Raw genomic sequence first — 2332 nt, forward strand, 5'->3', positions numbered from 1 at the left:
ATTGGGAATTGGAAAGGGTTAATGATGAAAAAGTGGTTTGTAGCCTGCTCATTGCTGCTTTCTGCGTGCAGCAGTACACCAGAGATAGCCTATTATCAGTTGGCCGCAGAACCTGCGGCAACAAAGCTAGAAAAGCAGAATGATGTACTGCTGGTGAATGCAGTCTCTGTTGCAGATTATCTGGCAGGCCCTGGTATCGCTTATCAAACAAATGATATTGAAATGGTGGTTACGCAGCAAAACCTGTGGGTGGATAACCTGCCTGCTCAGTTAACCCGTACACTGGCGGCAACGTTAACCACACAATTACCACAGTGGCAGGTGGCGTCGAGCACCACCTCTGCTGCACCGTGGCAGTTGAATGTGCAAGTTGATCGTTTTCAGGGGCGCTATGATGGCTCTGTGTTGATCAGTGGCCGTTGGACACTGACCCACAATGATCAGCGCTGGCAGCAAAGTTTTGTGCAAACGCTGCCTCAGCAGAAAAATGGCTATGCAGACATGGTGCGTGTAATGAGTGCGGGCTGGCAAGCGCAGGCGGTTGATATCGCGCAGCATGTGCAAAAGCTCAGTGCTGTTCCGCTGCAAAGTGCAACATCATCGTTTCGGATCACCCAGCAATAAAAATATAATGTGGGATTTCTATCCCTAAATTTATATTTGGATACATGATCACCTATCAATGCGCATAATCCGCCACACACGGCAGGTTGTGCGCATTTATTATCTAAGCTAGATACCCAATATGAGATAGGCTGATGTCAATAGAAGAAGTGTTTAGGCTAGATGGTGATGTTGCCATTATCACCGGTGCTGGAGCGGGCATTGGTCAGGCAATTGCGACTGTGTTTGCTGATGCCGGTGCCGCGGTTGTGATCTCAGACATTGATCTGAACACGGCGCAGTGCGTGGCCGATGAAATTACCCGTTCAGGTGGAAAGGCGATTGCGGTAGCTTGTGATATTACCCAAGAGTCAGATCTGAATGCACTGGTTGAACAAACTGTGCAGGCATTCGGAAAAATCACGGTACTGGTGAACAACGCTGGTGGCGGAGGCCCAAAACCTTTTGATATGCCGATGCATGATTTTGAGCGCGCCTACCAGTTGAATGTGTTCCCCGCATTTCGGTTATGTCAGTTATGTGCACCGTATATGGCGGATAATGGTGGCGGAGCGGTGGTGAACATTACCTCAATGGCCGGTGAAAACATTAACAGCAATATGGCCTCATATGCCTCATCAAAAGCGGCACTGAATCATCTGACGCGCAATATTGCGTTTGATTTAGGTGCGCACGGTATTCGTGTTAATGCTATCGCTCCTGGTGCGGTACGTACTCATGCATTATCAACGGTGTTAACCGAAGAAATTGAGTACCAGATGCTGAAAAAAACACCGCTAGGCCGTTTAGGTTTGCCTTCAGATATCGCATATGCTGCGCTGTTTTTAGCCTCTGCTGGTGCGGCATGGGTTAGTGGCCAAGTGCTGACCGTCAGTGGTGGTGGTTCACAAGAGCTCGAGTAATTTACCAAAAGCATGTTTAGTTGGCAGCTATGTTTAGCCGCCAATACACATAACCGCCTTTTTAGGCGGTTTTTTACGTTTGCGGGATAGAGAACCGTTTTATAGATTGGGGATAACAGATGACATACCTGATTTTACTGTTGTCAGCAGAGGTAATCGACTAGAGTAACTGATAATAAGATAGACAGCCTATTCAAGGGGTTATCATGCAGAGCATCACACCCAAAACAGTGCGGGTTTTCATTTCACACTCGGTTGACCCTTGGTTCAACCTTGCGGTTGAAGAGTGCATTTTCCGGCAAATGCCGGCCGATCAAACCGTGCTGTATTTATGGCGCAATGCCGATACCGTAGTGATAGGGCGGGGGCAAAACCCGTGGAGAGAGTGCAATACCCGTCGGATGGATGAAGACGGTGTCAAGTTGGCACGTCGACAAAGTGGGGGCGGTGCGGTATTCCATGATCTGGGTAATACCAATTTCACTTTTATGGCAGCAAAACCTGAATACGATAAAACGGTATCAACCCAGATAATCATCAATGCACTGCATCGAATGGGTATTGATGCCAGTGCATCTGGCCGTAATGACCTAATAGTGGAAACCGCAGATGGCGAGCGTAAAATCTCCGGTTCAGCATACCGTGAAACACCTGATCGTGGTTTTCACCACGGCACGTTATTGTTGGCTGCCGATCTTTCACGTTTGGCGGATTACCTAAACCCTGATCCTAAAAAATTAGCCAGCAAAGGTATTACCTCAGTACGTTCACGGGTGGCAAACCTCAATGAGCTGGTAGCCGGTATT

General features: G+C 48.1%; 3 protein-coding genes. All 3 read left to right on the plus strand.

The annotated features are described in order from the left end of the window. Positions 1-624: ABC-type transport auxiliary lipoprotein family protein (locus tag ACRC27_RS11640; protein ID WP_438639927.1), on the plus strand; the 624-nt coding region annotated here is incomplete at its 5' end. A gap of 134 nt (positions 625-758) precedes the next feature. Next, positions 759-1526: a 7-alpha-hydroxysteroid dehydrogenase gene (gene hdhA / locus ACRC27_RS11645; RefSeq protein WP_438629528.1), complete on the plus strand. Its 768-nt coding sequence runs from the start codon at positions 759-761 to the stop codon at positions 1524-1526. A 206-nt stretch (positions 1527-1732) separates the two neighbouring features. Continuing rightward, positions 1733-2332: lipoate--protein ligase (locus ACRC27_RS11650; RefSeq protein WP_438639928.1), on the plus strand; the 600-nt coding region annotated here is incomplete at its 3' end.

It is taken from the genome of Plesiomonas sp., assembly GCF_051650925.1.
GTDB lineage: Bacteria > Pseudomonadota > Gammaproteobacteria > Enterobacterales > CAMTGL01 > Plesiomonas.

Excerpts from the sequence above, each read along its gene's own strand:
- hdhA (WP_438629528.1), top strand. The coding sequence starts at position 759 with ATGTCAATAGAAGAAGTGTTTAGGCTAGATGGTGATGTTGCCATTATC.